Genomic DNA, 1799 nt, shown 5'->3' with positions numbered 1-1799 from the left:
TAAAAACAATCTCATCTGCTTTGCGGATGAGGGTTTTCTTATTTTGTGCTATACTTAAGATATGCATAGAAAAACAGTGATTGATTTTAGGGCTTTGGGCGAGAGATACACCTTTACCCAGCCTATTAAAGAGTTGAAAACGAGAAATGTAGCAGAAGTGGCAGATTTGCTGGTACAAGTGGAAAGCTACCAAGAGCAAGGCTACTATGTGGTGGGCTATGTCAGCTACGAGGCTGCACCTGCTTTTGAGGAGAAATTAGCAGTTCATAAAGCTCCTTTACTGGACGAGTATTTGCTTTACTTTACTGTTCACGATAGGGTGGAGACATCTCCTATTCCCCTGACTTATGATGAGGTTGATTTGCCTTCAAATTGGCAGGAAGTGACGTCTGAAGCAGATTATGAAAAGGCGATTGCTCAGATTCACCATCATTTGCGGCAGGGGGACACCTATCAGGTCAACTACACCGTCCAACTCAAGCAAAAATTAAGTGCCAATCCTTTTGCCATCTACAATCGTATGGTAGTAGAGCAGGAGGCGGGCTACAATGCTTATGTTGAACATGACGAGATGGCAGTGATTTCCATGAGTCCAGAACTCTTTTTTGAGCAAAATGACCGCGAGTTGACAACACGACCAATGAAGGGAACGACTCAGCGTGGGGTAACTGACCAAGAAGATCTTGAACAGGCCAGTTGGTTGGAGCAGGATTCTAAAAATCGCTCTGAAAATATGATGATTGTGGACCTCTTGCGCAATGACATGAACCGTATTTCTGAGGTGGGGAGTGAGCATGTAGAGCGTCTTTGCCAAGTGGAACAGTATTCAACGGTTTGGCAGATGACTTCGACCATCAAGAGTTGGTTGCGAGAGGATGTTGACCTTGTAGAGATATTCCGTTCTCTATTTCCTTGTGGTTCTATAACGGGAGCTCCGAAAATTGCGACTATGGAAATCATCAAGGACTTGGAGCCACAACCGCGCGGAGTCTACTGTGGAACGATTGGTCTCCTGCTTCCAAATGGACGACGAATTTTCAATGTTGCTATTCGGACCATTCAACTGCATCAAGGGAAAGCCATCTATGGAGTTGGCGGAGGCATTACATGGGATAGCACTTGGGAGTCTGAATACCGTGAGGTTCATCAAAAGGCGGCAGTTCTTTATCGTAAACAAGCTCGTTTCAAACTGATTACTACAGGGAAAATCAGCCAGAAGAACTTGCTGTTTGAAGAACAACATATAGAAAGGCTGAGAAAAGCTAGTCGGTATTTTGCCTTTCCATTTGATTCAGAAAACTTGAAACAAAAGATAGAGGAAGAGTGTCAGGCTTGTGATGCTAATCAAGATTACCGCTTGCATATTTCTCTCGACAAGTCTGGAGAGATAGAAGTAGATCGTCAAGTATTAACAGCTCTTAGTCCAAGTTTTTGTCAGGCCAAACTTTGCCTTCAGGAAGCCAATTTGCAACAAGCCTTTATCTACTTCAAAACGACTCACCGACCGCATTTGAGCATAGGGGAGCAAGAGATCATTTACCATAATAAGTCTGGAGAACTTCTTGAAACCTCTATCGGAAATTTGGTTCTGAAAATTTCTGGGAAACTCTACACACCGCCTATCCGACTGGGAATCTTGCCAGGAATTTACCGTCAGCTCTTGCTGGAAACAGGACAGGTAGAAGAGAGAGTCTTGACTTTAAAAGACTTAGCCCGAGCAGAAGCTATTTACGGCTGTAATGCAGTCAGGGGCTTGTATGAGTTGTCAGTAAGGGAGAACTAAATGAAATTAATATTTT

Annotated in this window: 1 protein-coding gene; it reads left to right on the top strand. The window is 43.6% G+C overall.

The genetic code is table 11. From position 1 onward, the window contains the following. Positions 1–61: 61 nt before the first annotated feature. A complete protein-coding gene (pabB, locus tag O3664_RS09065; protein ID WP_024056834.1) occupies positions 62–1783 on the top strand; it encodes an aminodeoxychorismate synthase component I in 1722 nt (573 codons plus the stop codon). Positions 1784–1799 lie beyond the last annotated feature (16 nt).

The organism is Streptococcus sp. 27098_8_109 (assembly GCF_041432295.1).
Lineage (GTDB): Bacteria > Bacillota > Bacilli > Lactobacillales > Streptococcaceae > Streptococcus.
Note: the sequence above shows the minus strand (reverse complement) of the source record. Positions and strands in the feature narration are given on the sequence as shown.